Origin of the sequence: Rhodococcus sp. T7, assembly GCF_009872365.1 — a bacterium.
Classification (GTDB): domain Bacteria; phylum Actinomycetota; class Actinomycetes; order Mycobacteriales; family Mycobacteriaceae; genus Rhodococcus_F.
In genome coordinates this window covers 1-17,829 of sequence record NZ_WXYH01000371.1, presented here as the reverse complement: position 1 = coordinate 17,829, position 17,829 = coordinate 1, and the positions used below count along the sequence as shown (strand labels likewise).

The 17,829-nt window shown below is 62.8% G+C and carries 15 protein-coding genes; 10 read left to right on the top strand and 5 right to left on the bottom strand.

The features are described 5' to 3' along the window. The first annotated feature begins 123 nt into the window (after window positions 1–123). The 3 genes from MLGJGCBP_RS39795 to MLGJGCBP_RS39785 all read left to right on the top strand — a co-directional run bounded on the left by MLGJGCBP_RS39795 (window position 124) and on the right by MLGJGCBP_RS39785 (window position 2,705). Window positions 124–300, top strand: a complete 177-nt coding sequence (locus tag MLGJGCBP_RS39795; protein ID WP_160102779.1) for a hypothetical protein — start codon at window positions 124–126, stop codon at window positions 298–300. Continuing rightward, entirely contained in the window at window positions 297–1,490 is a 1,194-nt protein-coding gene (locus tag MLGJGCBP_RS39790) for a phosphotransferase family protein (protein ID WP_160102777.1), read from the top strand. The genes MLGJGCBP_RS39795 and MLGJGCBP_RS39790 overlap by 4 nt, the downstream gene beginning before the upstream one ends. A gap of 756 nt (window positions 1,491–2,246) precedes the next feature. Further along, entirely contained in the window at window positions 2,247–2,705 is a 459-nt protein-coding gene (locus MLGJGCBP_RS39785) for a pyridoxamine 5'-phosphate oxidase family protein (RefSeq protein WP_201453325.1), read from the top strand. A gap of 23 nt (window positions 2,706–2,728) precedes the next feature. Here MLGJGCBP_RS39785 and MLGJGCBP_RS39780 read toward each other — a convergent pair whose 3' ends face one another. The 3 genes from MLGJGCBP_RS39780 to MLGJGCBP_RS39770 all read right to left on the bottom strand — a co-directional run bounded on the left by MLGJGCBP_RS39780 (window position 2,729) and on the right by MLGJGCBP_RS39770 (window position 5,900). After that, complete coding sequence (locus MLGJGCBP_RS39780) at window positions 2,729–3,841, bottom strand: acyl-CoA dehydrogenase family protein (RefSeq protein WP_160102775.1); 1,113 nt, start codon at window positions 3,839–3,841, stop codon at window positions 2,729–2,731. 3 nt (window positions 3,842–3,844) lie between these two features. Next, entirely contained in the window at window positions 3,845–5,029 is a 1,185-nt protein-coding gene (locus MLGJGCBP_RS39775; protein WP_160102773.1) for an acyl-CoA dehydrogenase family protein, read from the bottom strand. Window positions 5,030–5,453: 424 nt separating this feature from the next. Continuing rightward, entirely contained in the window at window positions 5,454–5,900 is a 447-nt protein-coding gene (locus MLGJGCBP_RS39770) for a hypothetical protein (RefSeq protein ID WP_160102771.1), read from the bottom strand. Window positions 5,901–6,458: 558 nt separating this feature from the next. Between MLGJGCBP_RS39770 and MLGJGCBP_RS39765 the strand changes: the two genes are divergently transcribed. Then, window positions 6,459–8,261, top strand: coding sequence for a sigma-54-dependent Fis family transcriptional regulator (locus tag MLGJGCBP_RS39765; RefSeq protein ID WP_268960817.1), 1,803 nt, complete (start codon window positions 6,459–6,461; stop codon window positions 8,259–8,261). 443 nt (window positions 8,262–8,704) lie between these two features. On the opposite strand, the gene MLGJGCBP_RS39760 is transcribed toward MLGJGCBP_RS39765, so the two are convergent. Further along, entirely contained in the window at window positions 8,705–10,324 is a 1,620-nt protein-coding gene (locus tag MLGJGCBP_RS39760; RefSeq protein WP_160102767.1) for a flavin-containing monooxygenase, read from the bottom strand. 233 nt (window positions 10,325–10,557) lie between these two features. Here MLGJGCBP_RS39760 and MLGJGCBP_RS39755 point away from each other — a divergent pair, with 233 nt between their 5' ends. The 4 genes from MLGJGCBP_RS39755 (at window position 10,558) to MLGJGCBP_RS39740 (ending at window position 15,161) form a co-directional block, all read left to right on the top strand. Further along, on the top strand, window positions 10,558–11,451 hold the full coding sequence (locus tag MLGJGCBP_RS39755) for an alpha/beta hydrolase (protein ID WP_160102765.1): 894 nt from the start codon (window positions 10,558–10,560) through the stop codon (window positions 11,449–11,451). A gap of 183 nt (window positions 11,452–11,634) precedes the next feature. Then, window positions 11,635–13,185 (top strand): AMP-binding protein, encoded by a 1,551-nt coding sequence (locus tag MLGJGCBP_RS39750; RefSeq protein WP_160102763.1) that lies wholly within the window; start codon window positions 11,635–11,637, stop codon window positions 13,183–13,185. Between the two features lie 269 nt (window positions 13,186–13,454). Then, window positions 13,455–14,210 carry an enoyl-CoA hydratase/isomerase family protein gene (locus MLGJGCBP_RS39745; RefSeq protein WP_160102761.1) on the top strand — a complete coding sequence of 252 codons (756 nt, stop codon included), beginning with the start codon at window positions 13,455–13,457 and terminating at the stop codon, window positions 14,208–14,210. A gap of 96 nt (window positions 14,211–14,306) precedes the next feature. Further along, window positions 14,307–15,161 carry an SDR family oxidoreductase gene (locus tag MLGJGCBP_RS39740; RefSeq protein ID WP_160102759.1) on the top strand — a complete coding sequence of 285 codons (855 nt, stop codon included), beginning with the start codon at window positions 14,307–14,309 and terminating at the stop codon, window positions 15,159–15,161. Between the two features lie 28 nt (window positions 15,162–15,189). Here the strand turns inward: MLGJGCBP_RS39740 and MLGJGCBP_RS52400 are convergent, their stop codons facing one another. Further along, entirely contained in the window at window positions 15,190–15,339 is a 150-nt protein-coding gene (locus MLGJGCBP_RS52400) for a hypothetical protein (protein ID WP_236581647.1), read from the bottom strand. Between MLGJGCBP_RS52400 and MLGJGCBP_RS39735 the strand changes: the two genes are divergently transcribed. Beyond that, window positions 15,274–16,440 (top strand): acyl-CoA dehydrogenase family protein, encoded by a 1,167-nt coding sequence (locus MLGJGCBP_RS39735; RefSeq protein WP_236581645.1) that lies wholly within the window; start codon window positions 15,274–15,276, stop codon window positions 16,438–16,440. The two genes, MLGJGCBP_RS52400 and MLGJGCBP_RS39735, sit on opposite strands and share 66 nt — an antisense overlap. After that, a complete protein-coding gene (locus tag MLGJGCBP_RS39730) occupies window positions 16,437–17,531 on the top strand; it encodes an acyl-CoA dehydrogenase family protein (protein ID WP_160102755.1) in 1,095 nt (364 codons plus the stop codon). The genes MLGJGCBP_RS39735 and MLGJGCBP_RS39730 overlap by 4 nt, the downstream gene beginning before the upstream one ends. Window positions 17,532–17,829: the final 298 nt, after the last annotated feature.

The window sequence follows — 17,829 nt, the reverse complement described above, 5'->3', positions numbered from 1 at the left end:
GCCGAAAAGCTTCGCTTCGTTGCTCCTGTCTGCACCGGGTGCCGGCGTTCCTCGGATCCCTGCACGACGGCGGCGGCGGTATCCTGGCCAGGCCCACATGAGCTTCACGGCCATCCCGAGTCCGTGGGCAAACCCGCGTGTGTCGCTGCGGCGATCTTTCGGCTGGCAGAGGGGCGCGACGCCGAGATGATACTGCCCTGGGTCACGCTCGACCTGGCTCATGTGTCGCCGATCGAGACCACGGTGAACCTCGGTGGGCGCGATGCTCCACTGGACAAGATTTTCAAGGAGAAGGTATGAGCGCGACAATATCTCGACTCGATCTCGGTCGGCAGATGCTGCGAGTGGGACGCGGATATCTCGTTGATCGTGTCACCAGACCCCGGCCGACGACCCTCGACGTGGTGCCGCCGTTCGCGGACTCGCTCACGCCTGAGTGGCTGACGGCAGCGCTGTGCTCGAAGACCTCTGTCCGGGTGGTATCGGCCGACCACGAGACCGTCAGCGACGGCACCACCTGCCGCGGTCGCCTCACTCCTCACTACGCAGGACCCTCCGCCGAGGTCGACCGGCTCCCGGCGACGGTGTTCGTGAAATCGACCTCGACGTTTGTGACCAGATTGCACGTCGGGGCGAACGGCGGCGCCACCGGAGAGGTGCGGTTCTACCGCGACATCAAACCGAGAACGAACATCCTGGCGCCGGTCGGATACTACGGCGCTGCCGACCGTCGTTCCGGACGATCCATCCTCTTGATCGAGGACATGGACCGCATCGAGGGTCTGACGTTCGGCGACTGTCGCAAACCGCTCACCCGAGCGCAGGCCGAGGGTGTTGTGGACACGTTGGCCGAAGTGCACGGCGCGTTCCTCGACAGTCCACGATTCTCCGATGACCTGCGCTGGGTGATGCGCACGATCGACGTTCAGGAAGTTCTCAATGCGTTTGTCGATTGGGAGCGACGGGCCGTGGTCGGGCTCGACCGCGCGGCCGACCACGTGCCTGCAGAGCTGATGCAACGGCGAGACATCCTCCACAGTGAATTCATGCATTCCCTGTCGCTCGACGATCAGGTTCCCCGCGGGCTGGTGCACTCGGACGTCCACGCCGGCAACTGGTACCGTCTGCCGGACAACCGCATGGGTCTATTCGACTGGTCGGCATACTCGCGCGGAAACGGAACTCGCGATGTGGGGTACGCGCTCATGTCATCGCTCGAGCCTGCGGACCGACAGACGTGGGAGCGTGACCTGGTCGACCGCTATGCCGACCGGCTGTCACAGATTTCGGGACGACCGCACGACCCGAAGGATGTCTGGTTGTCCTATCGCCAGCAATTGTTGCACGGACTGACTTTCTGGCTGACGACCCTGGGGCGTAGCGCCATTCAGCCGAAAATGCAGTCCGACGAGGTCGCTCTCCTCAACATCTCGCGGATGGCGCAGGCCGTGGTCGACCTCGATACGTTCGCAGCCCTGAACCGATCCTGATCTTCGTGGCCTGCAAATCGGCGCGAAGGTTAGGGCTACAACACGTGCCGTGGGGGCCGCCACCGAAGTCGGGCGTCCGTCACCCACCACACCACGGTGTCGCGGGGGAATTCGGCATTGTTCACCCAAGATGCCGATCGAACCGGTCCACGCATACATGGCGGCGCACGCGCGACAGATGATGTATCGGCAATGTCGACCGTCGAGGCAGGACCAGATTGCCGGTCGGCTCCGCTTCGGCGAGAATTCTGATGCAGGTCCCACGTGAGCCCGGCGTCGCGGAAAAGGCGGGAGATCACCAGGCGCCGCCCTGGGTAGCACCAAAGTCCGGAGACGTTCGGTGCTCGATGAGCGGGTGTTGGTCACGGCGCCGCCCTCGCACATCGTCTGAAGTGCGTAATGGTGGCCCGTGTTCGCGAGATTGATCGGCCTCGTCGGGAGCAGTCGTCCGCCATGAGCTCCGAGTGCGTGGCCGGGGTGAGGATGCCCGTTCGCCCGGTCCGGGAAAGACGTTCGACGATCATGTCGTCGACGTCGCGACGTTCCTACCCCTTCCGGATGGGGCCGGCCCGCGTCGATGACGGCGGATTTCATGGAGCTCCGTCAATTGTGGGTGAGTGCCTGTGAAGAGCTGTTTTCGCTGCTCGCGCTCGGAATCCGTGCTGCGGGTGCGGTGTCGCGATTCGCGACGTGCAGGCGGACTGGGGGAGGGCAGGATCGAATGCGGATCACCAAGCATCGACGAGGGGTTGAGGAATGGGACTGGGAATGGACGCCGCGGAACGTAGTGCATTCGTGGAACAGGGCCACACCGGAATTTTGACCACCCTTCGGCGAGACGGGTGTCCCGTCACCCTGCCCGTGTGGTTCGCTCCGATCGACGGAGTCATCTACGTGGCGTCACCATCCGGGGCCGCGAAGGTCAAACGGCTCGAGCGGGACGACCGATGCTGGTTCATGGTCGAGCGTGGCAATGCCTGGACGGAACTCGCTGCGGTCGGGTTTGCCGCCCGCGGAAGGACCCTCGCACCCGGTGATGAAGCGGCCCGGGCAGCCGCGGCCCTTGCCGACCGGTATGCGGCATTCAGGCCGGCCGACGAGTCCCTCCCCGCGGCGATGCGCACCCATTATGCGGATCAGGTGATCATCCGGATCGAACCGGTGGACGAGCCACTGAGCTGGGACAACTCGAAGGCTCGACTCACCGGCACCTGACCCCGCCCCGCGGGTCCGCGATATCAGAGGCCGATGGCCGCCGCGACCCGCTCGAGGTGACTTGCCCCGGACCCCAGTGTCACGCGGAACGCTTTGATGGATCTGGTGAACACGTGCAACGGGTACTCGGTGGAAAAACCCATCGCGCCGTGCACCTGGTGCGAGTTGAAGACGACCATGTCACCGATGTCGGTCAAATACGCCTTCGCCACCGACACGAACTCGGCCGCCTCCGATCGGTGTTCCGCCAGCGACCATGCGGCCTCCCAGGTCAACAGGCGCGCGGCGTCAATCCCCAGCCGCATGTCGGCGCACCGATTGCTGACCGACTGAAACGATCCGATCTGGCGGCCGAACTGCTCGCGATCGATGGCCCATTTCACCGACAGCTGCAGTGCCGCCTCACACGCACCGACGGCGTGGGCGCACTGCAGCACCGTGGCCGTGAGCAGAGCCCGCTCCACGACACCCGGGACCCGCGACGGATCGACGTCGACAACCTCATCAGCGGTGACCCGGACACCGTCGAAGACGACGGCCGCCCTCGGCTCCCCCCCGATCACCGACTGTGGGCGAACGGCGACCCGATCGGCGGGGACAAGCACCAACGATCGCCCACGGTCCGCGAGTTCGGCATCGACGAGGAACACGTGCGCTTGCTCGGCGAACGGAACGAGTGTGTAGGCGCCTCTGAGCACCCATCCCTCCCCGTCGCGCACGCCCACCGCGGCATGCTCGGACCACTCGTCGGCGACGCCTTCGCGGAGCAGCGGCATGGTCGCCACGATCGCTCCCTCGCAGATCCCGGACAGTGTCTGCGCATACCGTGCGTCATCCGCGGCCACCAACGGCAACGCCACCAAGGCCGTCGACGCCGTCATCGAGCACGTGAGACCCGCCCGTCCGAGCTCTTCGGCCAGGAGCGCGAGCTCCACGAGGGTGCCGTCGGCGCCACCATGCTCGGATGGAACAGCGAGGGCCGGCCATCCCAGCTCGGCGACCTGACGCAACAGTTCTTCATGGTCGTGATGATGGGCCATCTCCCCATCGACCTCGGTCAGGGGAAACCTCTGTGCCAGAAACCGTCGCGCCGTGTCGACCAGGTCTTCCTGCTCACGGTCAAGATTCAGATCCATGTCTCAGCCTGCTTTCGGAAGCCCGAGGCCGCGTTGAGCGACAATCAGGCGCTGTATGTCGACGGTCCCGGCCCCGATCGACATCGGGATCATCTCGATCCACTCACGTTCCATCGCGCCGCCGATCGGGGCGTCGGACTCACCTTCCCGGAGTAACCCGTTCCACCCGACGATCTCCATTCCAACCCGGGCTGCCTCCTGGGTGGCCTGGCCGCCATGTATCCAGGCCATCGAGGCCTCGGCAACGGGTTCCTTGCCGGCCTCGACCATCGACGTCACGCGATAGCTGATGAGCCGCGCGGCCCGGTAACGGCAGTACAGGTCGGCGATCTTGGTGCGGATCTCCGGATCGTCGCAGAGTCGGCGCCCATCACGCTCGGTCGTACGAACGTAATCGATGAGTTGCTCGATGGTGCGCAGGGCGCGTCCGTGCGTTGCGATACCGGTCCGCTCGAATGACAACCCGTACGTGATGAGCGGCCAGCCACCGTCCTGCGGGCCCAGCAGATTCTCCTTCGGGACCACGACGTCTTCGAAGAAGATCTCATTGATCTCGCCGAAGCCACCCATACTCCGGATCGGTCGTACCGTGATACCCGGAGTTGTCATGTCGACCAGCAGAACCGAGATCCCCCTGTGTTTCTTCTCCTCGGTGTTGCTGCGAACCAGCAGCAGGCACCAGTCCGCCGGTGAGTTCGCGTAGCTGTTCCAGATCTTCTGACCGTTGACGACAAAATGGTCATCCTTGTCCTCGGCTCGCGTCCGCAACGACGCGAGATCCGACCCGGCCCCCGGCTCGGAGAACCCCTGGGTCCAGATCACCGACCCCGCGGCCATCGGTGGGAGGAACCGCTGCTTTTGTTCCTCGCTACCGAACCGCATGATCATCGGACCGATGTAGTTCAGATTCATGTACTGGGGTCCACGTGGTTCACCGTGCGCCCACATCTCCTCGCGGAGCACCATCTGCGACCAGAGGTCCCCGTCGCTGCCGCCGTATTCTTTCGGCCACGACAGCGTCAACCAACCCCGCTCGGCGAGCGCCACGCAGATGTCTCGGGTGAGCTGCACGGTGGCATGGGCATTAGAACCGTAGATACCCCGCCACTCGTCGGTCAGCTCGTCGTTCAAGAAATGTCGTAGGTCTTCACGAAACCGGTCCTGCTCCTCGTTGAATTCGAAATTCATATTCGTTGGCAGCCTTCCTGACTCCATTGCCTGTTGCCGCGGCCATGTGCACCATCAGGATGTCGTCCCTGTGTGCCGTTGCATGTCCCATCTCGATACAACGTCAACGAGCAGTGGCCGGTCCGGACAGATTAATGGCACGGCTTCGCCCCGTTCTGCTCGCCCGGGGAGGCCGGGACTTGCTGTTTTGGCACTCCGCGGTTGCGGATGCTCCCGAGAAGAGCGCCGACACAGGTGAGTCTGGTGAAGCGAATGGTCGGGGAAAAAGCGACCTCGCCGCCGCCCCCCGGATCCCGGTGCCCCCTGCGTGGTTTGCGGCCCGCGTTGCGTTGAGGTGCTTGCCGCACGCTCACCAGCGCGCTTCGCCGACTTGGCAACCCGCATCCGCTTCAATGTGTTCCGATTGGGGTGCGGTTAACCAGACTCAGCCAGTCGCGCGCCTGAACAGGTACTCGCTGGTAACTGAGCCGACCAGATCCCCGGCGGGCGATCGAAGGCTAACTGCCACGGATACCGTGTCCAACTGCGAGCCATCGCGCGTGGTTTGTGATTCGAAATTTGTGATTGTCGCCGATGCGTCGTACGTGGCGCCGACCAACAAGGGCAGGTCCTGAACGATATGGCGGTTTCCGCATTCCATTTCGTCGGTTTCGCGCTGCTGCGCCAGAATGCACAGCTCCTCAATGGTGATTCCCATGCATCGAACCGCCGCGACAATGAACCACATCGGATGGGCAAATCCGTCCGGATGCGGATCCGAGAGCACCGACCCTTCGTCGGTCACCGCCTCGTAGGCTTCGATCCGTAGTCGGCCACCAGGAAGAGTGAGACCGTCGAGAGCGGAACGAAGATCATCGGTCGGAGTCGTCATTGCAACCTCACTTGGTTGTCGCCCGAGACGGCGACATCCCGGCGGTCAGCGCTGTCAGGCCTGTGTTCATTGTGATCAAGTTTCCCTCAACTTGTTCGATGCCCAATGTCTCGGAGGCGTCACACCAATCAGCATCAGCGGCGGTATGAACACTCGATCGACGGTTGGCGCTAGATGGCTCACCAATAGATCCTCCGGCGCACTTCCCGCCGCGCGTGTAGCGGAAGTACACCGCTTCCAGCCTTCTGACATCAGGGATACACCGACAGGTTCCCAGCGTGCCAGTCGGCCGGCCGCGTTGAGTGGTGATATGTAGCGTTTCGCGACACATCGACGATCCGCCACCGACCACCTCGGCCTCGACGTGCTCGCACGCTCCCGCGGACGACCAGTCGCCACATCACCATTGCACCACTAGGATCACATCACCCGTCCTGAATTGTGAGACGATCTTGCGCACAATGCTCTGGGTGCTTGACCTTTTCCGTCTTCGCGGTAAAGATCGGCAGCTAGATTGACTGTGGACGAACAGGTTGATCAGTGCATATGGGAGTGAGCATGCTAGCTCTTGATGATTCTCGCGAGTTTTACGCCGCAAGAGAGGCGTTCTTGTCAGACGGGCTAGTCCCGCCCGCTGGGGTGGTCCGCCCGGTAATCTTTGATTCGTGGCACCGGTCGAAGCTGTACGGCCTTGACGCGAACGGAGTCAATGGTGTTCGTGTCGTCGGAGGATCATTAGAAGACCGTCAGCTGGTTCGAGCATCGAAACCTCTTGTCGATCGCTATCGCGCCGGGATGTGGGACTTTCCGTCCGCACTCATGTTCACAGACGAGGTGGGCACGATCCTCGAGCATCGTGTCAACGATCCAAAATTTGCCCGCCGCCTCGACGCGCGCAACATCGCACCGGGGTTCAGCCTTGCCGAGAATTCCGTTGGGACATGCGCAGCCGGCATCTCCCTCGAGACCGGCAAGAATGCGCTCGTTCTTGGTGCCGAGCACTTCCCGACGAGTGGGTCGTCGTTGGCGTCGGCAAGCGCAGTAATACATCACCCGATCACCCACCGGATGATTGGGACGGTGGCTCTCAGCTGTGCTGTCCGTGAAGCGTCTCCCCTGATGCTTTCGTGGCTCGAGGACCAAGCCGACAAGATCGAGCGCTCCATCCTCGATTCGGCGTCTGCGCGGGAACAACAGTTGCTCACGGCGTTCATGTCGGAGAGCCATGACATACGAAATCCGGTGATCTGCCTCAATGAGCGGACCGTCATCAGTAATGCGGCTGCCGCACGTCTGATCGCGAATGTCGATCAGACATTGTTGTGGGAGTTGGCAGCTGAATCGGTGAGATTGGGGCGGTCCGGCTCATTCGAAGTGATGCTTCCCGATTCAGGCACTCTCGTAGAGGTGCACTGCAAGCCGATCGCACGCGGAGACGACGTTGTGGGTGCCACACTCCGTCTCAAGAATGGCCCATCGAGGTCGACTCAGTTGAAGGTGTCGTGTCCGCCACTGTCGCCTCGAGAATCGGTAATTTTACCGCGGCTTGCCGGGCAGAGCATCGCCTGGCTCGAGTTCTGCCGGCAGTTGCGCCTCGCTCTGGACGATCGTAAGGCCATCCTGCTGATCGGAGGCCCGGGAAGTGGGAAGACGAGTGTTCTGACCGAATTGGCGCGAACCTATCAGTCCGATGGTGAAGTCGCCCTGATAGACCTTGACCCGACATCGGATCACCGCGAGCAGATCGCCTCCGCACTCACGGGAGCGGGACCGATCATCGTCGACAACCTGCATATGTGTCGAGGATTCGGTGTGCGCCAGCTCAGTGACGTGTTGCGTGGCACTAGTTCATCGGCGCAAGTGATTGCAGCAATGTTGTGGAATGACAGTAGTGACGGTTGTCTGTCGGCCGACGACTTCGGTGTTTGGCCTGGGGTCGTGATTCAGATCCCGCAGCTGAAGGATCGAATTGGTGACCTTCCGCTCTTGCTGGATTCGCTGACAAGCAAGCGTGTCGCGTCTGGGATGCGTCCGGTCTGGACGGCAGAGGCCGTGCAGACATTGGGCCGTGTCGCGTGGTCGGCCAACGTCGCCTCCCTGGCGAAGATCGTGACGTCGATGATTCGGCGGCATGCCGGCCCGTATATCCGGCGGGACGACCTGCCATCCGAGGTCCTCGCGCTCGCCGGGCGGCGGCCTTTGTACGGATTGGAGTACTCCGAGGTACAGGCGATCATTCAGGCGCTCAAGGCCAGTGACGGAAATAAGAGCCTGGCTGCTGAGAAGCTAGGAATCGCGCGGTCGACTCTCTACCGAAAGGTTCGCGCACTCGGGATCGACCTGTCGGGGTCGACTTACTGAGGTTTCTTCTCTGAGAAGGTTAGCGAGACGCGCGTACCGGTGCGTTCGTCTTGGTCGAGAATGCGCACCGCAACCAGTGGACGATGCGTGCTGGGGAGAAGCAGCTCTACCGGCCGGTCGGCATCATCCGGGGGGTCGGCAGCGAACTATCAAGTCTGCGTGTGGATTCGGTGGCTGTACGGCACAGTCGGTGTTGCTCACGCCCTGATCGATGAGGTCGCGGCGTTGCCAACCCGATTGCGTCGAAACCGTGCCGGGGATCGGGAGCCGGCACGTCACCACACGATATGAAGGTCGCGGCCGAGCGGCCGCCCTCCGTGAAGTTCGGGCCGCATGGAGGTCTGCGCGCCGCGAAAGGCTGGCGAAGTAGGACATGCGCTCGAGGCGCTACTTCGCCAGCCTCACCCGCCGTACTGCGGGGGCGTTTAGTGATTCACGTGACGTCAGGTGAACTCGAGGCCGTCGTATCCGCTGGCCTCGGTGTTCGAGAGCCACTCTTTGTACGCAGGCAGACCCGCGGGATAGAGCAGGAAGCTTCGCGCTTTTCCGGGGATGTTCGCGCCCCACTGCCAGGACGATGCACCATCGAAAATCGTGCCGTCGACAACACCGGCGAGATGGTCGACCCAGTCCTTCGCGGCCTGCTGATCGGCATCAACTGTCTTATGTCCTTTGGAATCCATGTATTCGAGGAGTCGCACGGCGAACTCGACCTGATATTCGGTGACTCGCGGAACGTTGCCGACTAGTGCCTGAACGCCACCGATCATCAAAAGATTCGGGAAGTTGGGCGTCAGCATGCCCATCCGCGTGATCGGACCGTTGGCCCATTCGTCCTTGAGTTTCTTGTCGTCGAGTCCGGTGATGTCGATTTTGTTGAATGCTCCGGTACCGACATCGAAACCGGTGGCGTAAATGATGAGATCGAATTCGAATTCGCGTTCTTTTGTCTTTATTCCGAGTTCGGTTATTTCGAGAATTGGATTCTCCGTGGTATCGATCAACTCCACGTTGTCGCGGTTGTAGGCCTCGTAATATCCGATCTCCATGGGGGGTCGCTTGGCCGCGTAGCCATGATCTGTTGGGATGAGCTTCGCGGCGATTTCAGGGTCGTTCACCCTTGATCGAATCTTCTCCGCGATGAAGTCACAGTATTCGCGGTTGATTTCCTCCGACTCCATCACCTCGGGATAATTTGAGAACAGCGACGCGAAACCGCGCTTGTCCCAAAGCTCTTCCCAAAACAGCTGTCGCTGTTCAGAGTCGTGGTCGCGGGCGGACAGATCCGGGAAGTCGTGGACGAAGCCGCCGAGGTTTTGTGTCGACGCGTGGATCTGATCGTAGGTCGCCTTGATCGTCTCGAGTTCGTCGGGGGAGACCGGTCCGTTGTTCAACGGGGTGGCCCAGTTGGGTGTGCGCTGGAAAACTGTCAGCGATGCGACGTCGTCCGCGATCGTCTGAATGACCTGAACGCCGCTTGAACCTGTGCCGATCACGGCCACACGCTTGTTCGCGAAACTGACTTCACCCGGCCAGCGGGCGGTGTGATGAGATTCGCCTCGGAACTTCTCCCGGCCGGGGAACGCCGGGAAGTGGGGATCGGATAGAAAACCGATGGCGGTCACAAGGATGTGAGTCTTGTACCGCTCACCGTTATTGGTGAGGATCTCCCAATAGTTTTCCTCGGCGTTCCATGTGGCGGCGGTCACTGTTGTATTGAAATGGATCAGCGGGCGAATGCCGAACCGGTCCACGACGTGGTTCAGGTATCGGTTGAGTTGGGGCTGGCTCGCGAAATGCTCGGGCCAGTCCCATTCTTGGAGCAGTTCTTTCGAGAAGAAGTAGCAGTACGTATACGCCTCGGAATCGGTTCGTGCGCCCGGGTAGCTGTTCCAGAACCACGTGCCCCCGACCGCGGGCCCGGCTTCGAGGGCGATGACCCTCCGGCCCTCCTCCGCCAAGCGGTGGAGCTGATGGATACCGCTGATTCCAGTGCCGATGACGAGCGCGTCGAGTATTTCTGTGTCCTGCGATGACCGCGTTGATCGCTGGCTAGTGGCCACGGTGACTCCTGTCCGAAGTGGTGAGTGTTGCGTCGGTCACAATTCCGACGGTGCCTGGCAGTCTGGTCCGGCGCGATGCCGTGTGCATAGAAGCGTCGCAACATGCAACACCGGAAATCGTCGGGGAGTCGAGGACGAACCCGCGGGTCGGTGTCGCCATATGGGACGGTCGCGTTGACATGACCGACGATGGTCGCAGAATCACCTGTTGACGGATCGGATAAGGAGTAACGATGACCGAACTCACCGGACGCGAGATGATGCGGAATCTCTACCGCCTGATTGAAGGAGACGGCCTGTCCCTCGACGATCTGCGGAGCAACTACGACAAGCTGATTGCCCACGCACCGGTCCCAGCAGACATTTCCGTGTCGGAGGTGGACGCGGATGGGGTACGTTGCCTGCTGGTCGGCGTCGCCGGCACCTCGGAGGGTCGCACCATCGTGTGGTTCCACAGCGGCGGATACATGGTCGGGTCGGCTGATGCGTACCAGAACTTCGGTTACCAGCTGTCGAAGGCAAGCGGCGCGCAGGTGCTGCTGGTGGACTACCGTTTGGCACCTGAGGACCCTTATCCTGCACCGATCGAGGACGCAGTCACCGCCGCGAGGTGGGCGATCAGGACATGCCCGGAGGGCAGCGTCGTTATCGGGGGCGACTCGGCGGGCGGCGGCCTGTGCATTGCCGCCAACGTGATCCTTCGCGACGCCGGCCTGCGGCCGGCTGCGGCGATCGCACTGTCCCCGCTGACCGACCTTGCGGGTCGCGGCGAGTCGATGAAGACCAATGGTGCCGGAATCGACTATGCGTGCACACCGGAGACCGTCGCGGGGATGGCCCAGGTCTACTACCCGAATGGCGACCCGCTGGATCCGAAGGTCTCGCCGATCTACGACGAACTCCACGGTCTGCCACCTCTGTACGTCACTGCTGGTTCGATCGAGGCACTGCTCGACGACTCCACCCGCCTCGTCGAGAAGGTCAACGCCGCCGGGGGAGACGCAATCCTCGAGATCGGCGACGATCTGGGACATATCTGGCCGACGTTCTTCTCGATCCTGCCCGAAGGTCAAGCCACGCTCGAACGACTGGGCGGGTTCGTGCGAACCCACGCCAAATCGGCCTGATCCCTCGGCTGCATCCTGACCGACAGTAGAGCACGCGGCCGCGATACCCGGGGCCATCACACTGCGGTCCGTCCATGCCGGTATATCTAAAACCCGAAGGTGTCGAGGTCCGATACTTTGCGGGCCGGATGTGCGTGCACGGGCGGTCCAGACATCATCCACAACGACGAAGAAGGCTGATATATGTACCCCAACGAGGAAGCCAGGAAGAACCCGAACCGCATCGCCGCGGTCATGGGTGGTTCGGGCCGACAGCTGACGTACGGACAGTTGGATGCTTCCGCAAACCAGCTCGCGCATCTCTTCCGCGATCAAGGTCTGGTGCGACACGACCACGTGGCATTCTTCATGGAGAACAGCCTGGAGCTGATTGTTGCGTGCAGCGCCGGGGAACGGAGTGGCCTGTACTACTCCGCGATCGACGCAAAGTTCACCGCCGAAGAGGCAGCGTGGATCGTGAACAATTCCACGGCGCGGGTCGTCATCACCACAGTTGCCCTTCGACCCGTTGCCGAGGAATTGGTGAAGCGGTGTCCGCAGGTCGAGCGGTGGCTCATGGTGGGCCTCGAGCAGTCGGAAGGACCTTTCGAGTCGTACACAAAGGTCACCGAGACGTTGCCGACCTCACCGCAGGCCGATGAAAGAGTTGGTGCCTACATGGCATACACCTCTGGAACGACCGGGCGGCCCAAGGGGATCGCACGCGAGTTACCCGACATGGCCCCCTCGGACCCGCTCCCGATCATGGCGTTCGTAGCCGAGATCTATCGCTTGCACCCGGGCTGCGTCACACTGGTCCCGGGGCCGCTGCATCACATGGGTGGGCAGGCTCCGGCTAGTCTCACCATCCGGCTCGGTGGGACCGTCGTCATCATGGAGCACTTCGACCCCCAGAAGTACGTCGAGCTGGTGGACACGTATCAGGTGACGAACTCTCTGGTGGTGCCGACGATGATGTCGCGTATGCTGGCGCTCCCCGCCGAGTTCAAAGAGAAGCACACCATGGCCTCCATGGAGACACTCCTCCACGGCGCCGCTCCCTGCCCCACGTCGGTCAAGCAGCAAATGATCGACTGGGTCGGACCAGTCGTCTACGAGTACTACGGAGCCACCGAGGGCAACGGCATCACGTTCGTCGACTCCGGCGAGGCACTCGAGCGGCCGGGCACTGTCGGCAGGGCCAAAGTCGGCGAGATCGTGATCCTCGACGACGACGGGAACGAGTTGCCAACCGGTTCCATCGGTCAGGTGTGGTTCCGTGGACGTATCAATTACGAATACTTCGACGACGAGAAGAAGACGGCGGAAAGCCGCACCCCAGACGCCATGCTCAGCACGGTCGGCGATATCGGTTTCCTCGATGAGGACGGCTACCTCTTCCTCACCGACCGGGTGGCCTTCACCATCGTCTCGGGCGGAGTGAACATCTACCCGCAGGAGATCGAGAACGTGCTCGCCGATCATCCGGACGTCGCGGATGTGGCGGTCATCGGGGTTCCCAACAAGGACCGCGGCGAAGAAGTGAAAGCGATTGTGCAGCTCCGGGACGGCATTGATCCGGACACCTACGACTCCCAGATCCTCTTGGATGCGTGCGAGGGCCGCCTTGCCAAGTTCAAAAGGCCACGCTCAATCGACTACGTCGACGAAGTTCCCCGGTCGAGCAACGGAAAACTGGACAAAAAGGGTCTGCGGAAGAAATACTGGGAAGGCCACGCTACCCCCCTCGTCTAGATGTGAGGGACCCGTACCCTCCCGGCGCTGAAGCTGCCGGATACGGTCGAACCGAAAATACGCACCCGGTCCGGTGTCCGCTGGTTCCGAGCGTGCCGCAGTGGAGTTCGGTTCCGCTTCGCCGCACCAACATCCGGCCACATAAATGGCCGAAGCCGGCGATGCCTGCGCCCGGAGACCCCAGGCCCCGGGCCCGTACCACAATGCGACACCTCGCGCAGCGACGCCGTTTCTAGACTGTAGACCTCACCCTAGAGAAGGAGCTTTACGTGGCTATCCTGGTCGAGACTTCCCAGCGTGTCCGTGTCATTTCCCTGAATCGCCCCGATCGGCACAATGCGCTCGACGACCCGACCCTCGACGAGCTGCCCGTCGCCCTCGCCGACGCGTCAGCAGATCCGGCAATCGACGTCATCCTACTGCGCGGTGAGGGTCGATCGTTCTGCTCGGGACGTGACATGAGTGTCATCGACTCCGGAGAGTCGGGCATCGACAACGCCCGTTACGCCAACAACTACGAGTACATTCGTGCCGCCCAAGATCATCGGTTGGCGCTCCTCGGCTCGGCCAAACCCGTCGTGGCCGCGCTGAAAGGCCACGTGATCGGTGGCGGCCTCGAGCTGGCCATGGCTGCAGACATCCGAATTGCTTCCACCGATTCCAAGCTCAGCCTCCCCGAGGTGCTGTATGGAATTAGTACCGACACCGGGGGCGCAGTCCTCGCGACCATTCTCGCCGGACCGTCTCGCGCCAAGTTGATGCTGATGACCGGGCGCCGAATCGAGGCCCAACAAGCTCTCGCATGGGGCCTGGTCGACGAGATCGTCGAGCCCGAGGCGCTCGATGAGGCAGCGCTTGCGCTGTGCCATGAAATCGCTCAGAGAAACAACCCCGCCGTGCAGATCAGCAAGCAGCTCGTCGACCAGACATGGGAGGGCGCCATCAAGAACGGTCTGCGATCGGAGCTCCTCGCCCAGGTCGCCCTGTTCGCCGATCCAGCCTTCGCCGCTCGCGCCGATGCCTGAGTTGACGCCCTGCGATCGAGCATGTGAGCACGTGCCCTCGGCCGTGTTTCACGTTGCGACAACGTAACTCACCCGACGAGCCATAGGTTATGGGACATGCAACTAGCAAACAAGACAGTAGTGATCTCCGGCGGTAGCCGGGGAATCGGCGAGGCCATCGCGATCCGTGTCGCACGAGATGGGGCAAACGTGGCCTTGCTCGCCAAGACAGCCGAACCACATCCCAAGCTTCCCGGCACCATCTATACAGCCGCCGAGGCCGTGGAGCAGGCGGGTGGCAAAGCGTTGCCACTCGTCGGCGACATTCGCGATGACGCCTTTGTTGCCTCCGCGATCGCTAAGACCGCCGACGTCTTCGGCGGGATCGACATCGTCGTGAACAACGCGAGCGCGATCGATATGAGCCATAGCGACGCGATGACGATGAAAAAATACGACCTGATGAACGGCATCAACGCGCGCGGGACCTTCTCCGTGTCGATGCACGCCATCCCGTTCCTCAAGGAGTCCGAGTACGCACGGATCCTGACCATCTCGCCGCCGATCAGCCTCGAGCCGAAGTGGCTCACCGGCGGCACCGCGTACCTGATCTCCAAGTACGGGATGAGCCTCGCGACTCTCGGGCATGCCGAGGAGCTTCGTGACCACGGCGTCGCGGTGAACTCGCTGTGGCCGCGGACCGCTATCGATACCGCCGCCGTTCGCAACCTCTTCGCACGGGGCGCGGAGGGCACCGAGCTACTCGAGCGCACCCGCAAGCCGGAAATCATGGCCGATGCCGCCTACTATGTCCTGACCGCGGCCGGTAAAGAGATTACCGGCCAGTTCTTCATCGACGATGAAGTGTTGGAGCGGTTCGCGGGCATCACGGATCTCACGCCGTACCTCAACGGTCCGAACGCCGATGATCCGCTGATGAGCTACTGGTCCGAACCCCGCCAGTTGGCCTGACCCGATCCACATGCCGGAGCCAGGAGGCTTACACATGCTTGATCACGATGACGTCGACGAGTCGTTCCGCGAGCACGCCCGGTCCTGGCTTGCCCAGAACGCGTCGGAGTTCTTGGCCGACCACGCCGCAGCTGATGTGGACATCGAGACGTCGCGGAAGTTTCTGAGTTTGTTGCACCAAGCCGGCCTTGTCGGAATCACGTGGCCGGTCGAGTTCGGCGGGCAGGGCCGCGGCGAATCCGACGAGAACGTGTTCGCCGTCGAGAGCGCGCGATACAACCTCCCGCTCAAGGTCTTCCGCCTCGGCCTGGGCACGGTGGGTCCCGCGATCCTGGAGCTGGGGACTGTGGAGCAGAAGACCTCGTTCTGCCGTGACATCCTCACCGGAGATGCCATCTGGTGCCAGCTGTTCTCCGAGCCGGAGGCGGGATCAGACCTCGCCGGAATCCGAACATCCGCGACACGTGTCGATGGGGGGTACGTCGTCAGGGGACAGAAGGTGTGGACGTCCGGCGCGCATCTGGCCGACCGCGCGCTACTTCTGGCCCGAACCGATCCGGACGTCCCCAAGCACGCCGGTCTCACCATGTTTCTGATCGATATGCACCAGCCGGAAATCACCGTTCGCCCGCTCCCCGATGTGTCCGGTCGAGCCTTCTTCAACGAGGTACTGATCGACGGCGCATTCGTTCCGGAATCGATGACGCTCGGCGAGGTCGGCGCGGGCTGGGCAGCCGCCGGCCGGACGCTCCAGCACGAACGCGCCGCCGTGTCGACGGGTCTGGGGAAAGGCGACCGAGATACCGACACCATATCGGTGAAAAATCTCCTCAACCTGGCACGAACGCACGGCCGCTTTCTGGGTGATACGGCGCGCGCGGACCTTCTCGATCTGCTTGTTGCCGACCGCCTGGTCGGCCATCTGCGGCTCCGCCTGACGCAGGAGGCTGAAGCCGGGACGGCGATCGGCGCGCGTGGCTCCATCGTCAAGTTGCTGATGGGACGAAACGAAATCGAAGCAGCCAAGACTGCCTCGCGTGTACTGGGGCCGCTGGCGGTCACCGGCCGTGACCCCGGTGGCTCGCCGACCGACGTGATGCAGACCGTGATCGGCTCGCCTGGTCTGGCAATCGCGGGTGGCACCGAGGAGATCCAGAAGAACATCGTCGCCGAGCGAATCCTCGGCCTCCCACGTGAGCCGGACCCGTTGCGGCAGCGCCCGTTCCGCGAGCTCAGAGTCACCGGCGACAACACATCGGCTCTTGGAGTACAAGAATGAAACTGACACTGGACCCCGAACAGCAAGTGCTGCAGGACACCACCCGCCGGTTCCTCGCCGGGCGCGTCTCTGTTGCCCACACCCGTGAGTTACTGGCTCAGGGCGGGCTCCGCCACGACGCAGCGGTCTGGAAGCGGGCCTGCGGCGAACTGGGTCTTGCCGGCCTGATCGCCGATCCCGACCGCGGCGGAAGCGGTACCGGACTCACCGAAGCATCCCTGGTCCTCGAGGAGTTCGGCGCCGTTCTCGGCGGTGGCCCGGTGCTTTCGGTGACAGCTGCCGTTGCCGCGCTCGAGATGGCCGGCGGCGATATCGCCGACAAGTATGTGAGTCGGCTTGTCGAAGGGGAGGCAACGGCGGCCGTCGTCCTCGGTGTCGACGGCGACTTCCAGCCCGGCGCCCCGGCGGTCGACATCGACGGCGGTCGGTGCCGGATCACCGCGTCGTGCCCGAATGTGATGGACGCTCCCGATGCCGACATTTTCGTTCTCATCGTGCCGTCGGATGTCGCCGCTCGTGTCGTCATTGTCGAGCGCGGCGCCCATGGAGTGACCATCGAACCGGTCGCAAGTCTCGACCTGACGCGTGGCTTCGCCGATGTCCATCTCGACAAGGTCGTCGGCGACACTGCACTTCTGGCACCTGGTGCAGCCGAGGGTCTTCGTGATCGAATGGCGGTCCTGATCGCGGCCGAGCTCAGTGGCTTGATCCGATCCTGCATAACCCACACCACCACGTACGCGCAGACCCGTGTGGCGTTCGGGCGGGTCATCGGGTCGTTCCAGTCGTTGAAGCACCGGCTCGCCGACATGTACTGCCAACTCGAGCTGGTCCAATCCGCCGTCCGCGCCGCGACATGGTGCGCGGACTCCGGTGATCGAGACTTCGCGATCAACGCGGCGGTGGCGATGCGAGCGGCCACCGGCCAAGCCGTCGACATTTCAACGGAGTGCCTGCGCATGACGGGGGGTGTTGCCTACACCTGGGAACATGATGCACATTTCTACGTGCGCCGCGCACACCAGGACCAGTCACTGCTGGGCGGACGTGTCGGCAACGACGAAAGGCTCCGAGAGTTGGTCCTCGCGTAGCGTCGCCGTGACCGACCGGTCGGGCGTTCGTGTCGTCGGCCTCGCGCAGGTCGGCGCAGGCCCGGAAGCTCTCCCCCGTCGGGGCTCGATCTTGATCAAGCACCCATTGTCGGCTGCGGAAACTTCGGCAGGGAATGGCGTTCACAGGGCACGGCATTCGCCCCGGGGATCACGACAAAGCCCCGGGGCGCACGACGCCGTGGAGGCCTAGACGCTCCCACCCTCCCACCCGGTGTTCGATTCGGTCATCCACCGCGCCAGTTGGACAGTGTCTTCGATGACGGCGAAGCCCTCGGTG

What these genes read in the sequence shown, in the direction of transcription:
- MLGJGCBP_RS39790 (WP_160102777.1), top strand. Translation starts at nt 297, where the DNA reads ATGAGCGCGACAATATCTCGACTCGATCTCGGTCGGCAGATGCTGCGA.
- MLGJGCBP_RS39785 (WP_201453325.1), top strand. Translation starts at nt 2,247, where the DNA reads ATGGGACTGGGAATGGACGCCGCGGAACGTAGTGCATTCGTGGAACAG.
- MLGJGCBP_RS39780 (WP_160102775.1), bottom strand. Translation starts at nt 3,841, where the DNA reads ATGGATCTGAATCTTGACCGTGAGCAGGAAGACCTGGTCGACACGGCG.
- MLGJGCBP_RS39775 (WP_160102773.1), bottom strand. Translation starts at nt 5,029, where the DNA reads ATGAATTTCGAATTCAACGAGGAGCAGGACCGGTTTCGTGAAGACCTA.
- MLGJGCBP_RS39770 (WP_160102771.1), bottom strand. Translation starts at nt 5,900, where the DNA reads ATGACGACTCCGACCGATGATCTTCGTTCCGCTCTCGACGGTCTCACT.
- MLGJGCBP_RS39765 (WP_268960817.1), top strand. Translation starts at nt 6,459, where the DNA reads ATGCTAGCTCTTGATGATTCTCGCGAGTTTTACGCCGCAAGAGAGGCG.
- MLGJGCBP_RS39755 (WP_160102765.1), top strand. Translation starts at nt 10,558, where the DNA reads ATGACCGAACTCACCGGACGCGAGATGATGCGGAATCTCTACCGCCTG.
- MLGJGCBP_RS39750 (WP_160102763.1), top strand. Translation starts at nt 11,635, where the DNA reads ATGTACCCCAACGAGGAAGCCAGGAAGAACCCGAACCGCATCGCCGCG.
- MLGJGCBP_RS39740 (WP_160102759.1), top strand. Translation starts at nt 14,307, where the DNA reads ATGCAACTAGCAAACAAGACAGTAGTGATCTCCGGCGGTAGCCGGGGA.
- MLGJGCBP_RS39730 (WP_160102755.1), top strand. Translation starts at nt 16,437, where the DNA reads ATGAAACTGACACTGGACCCCGAACAGCAAGTGCTGCAGGACACCACC.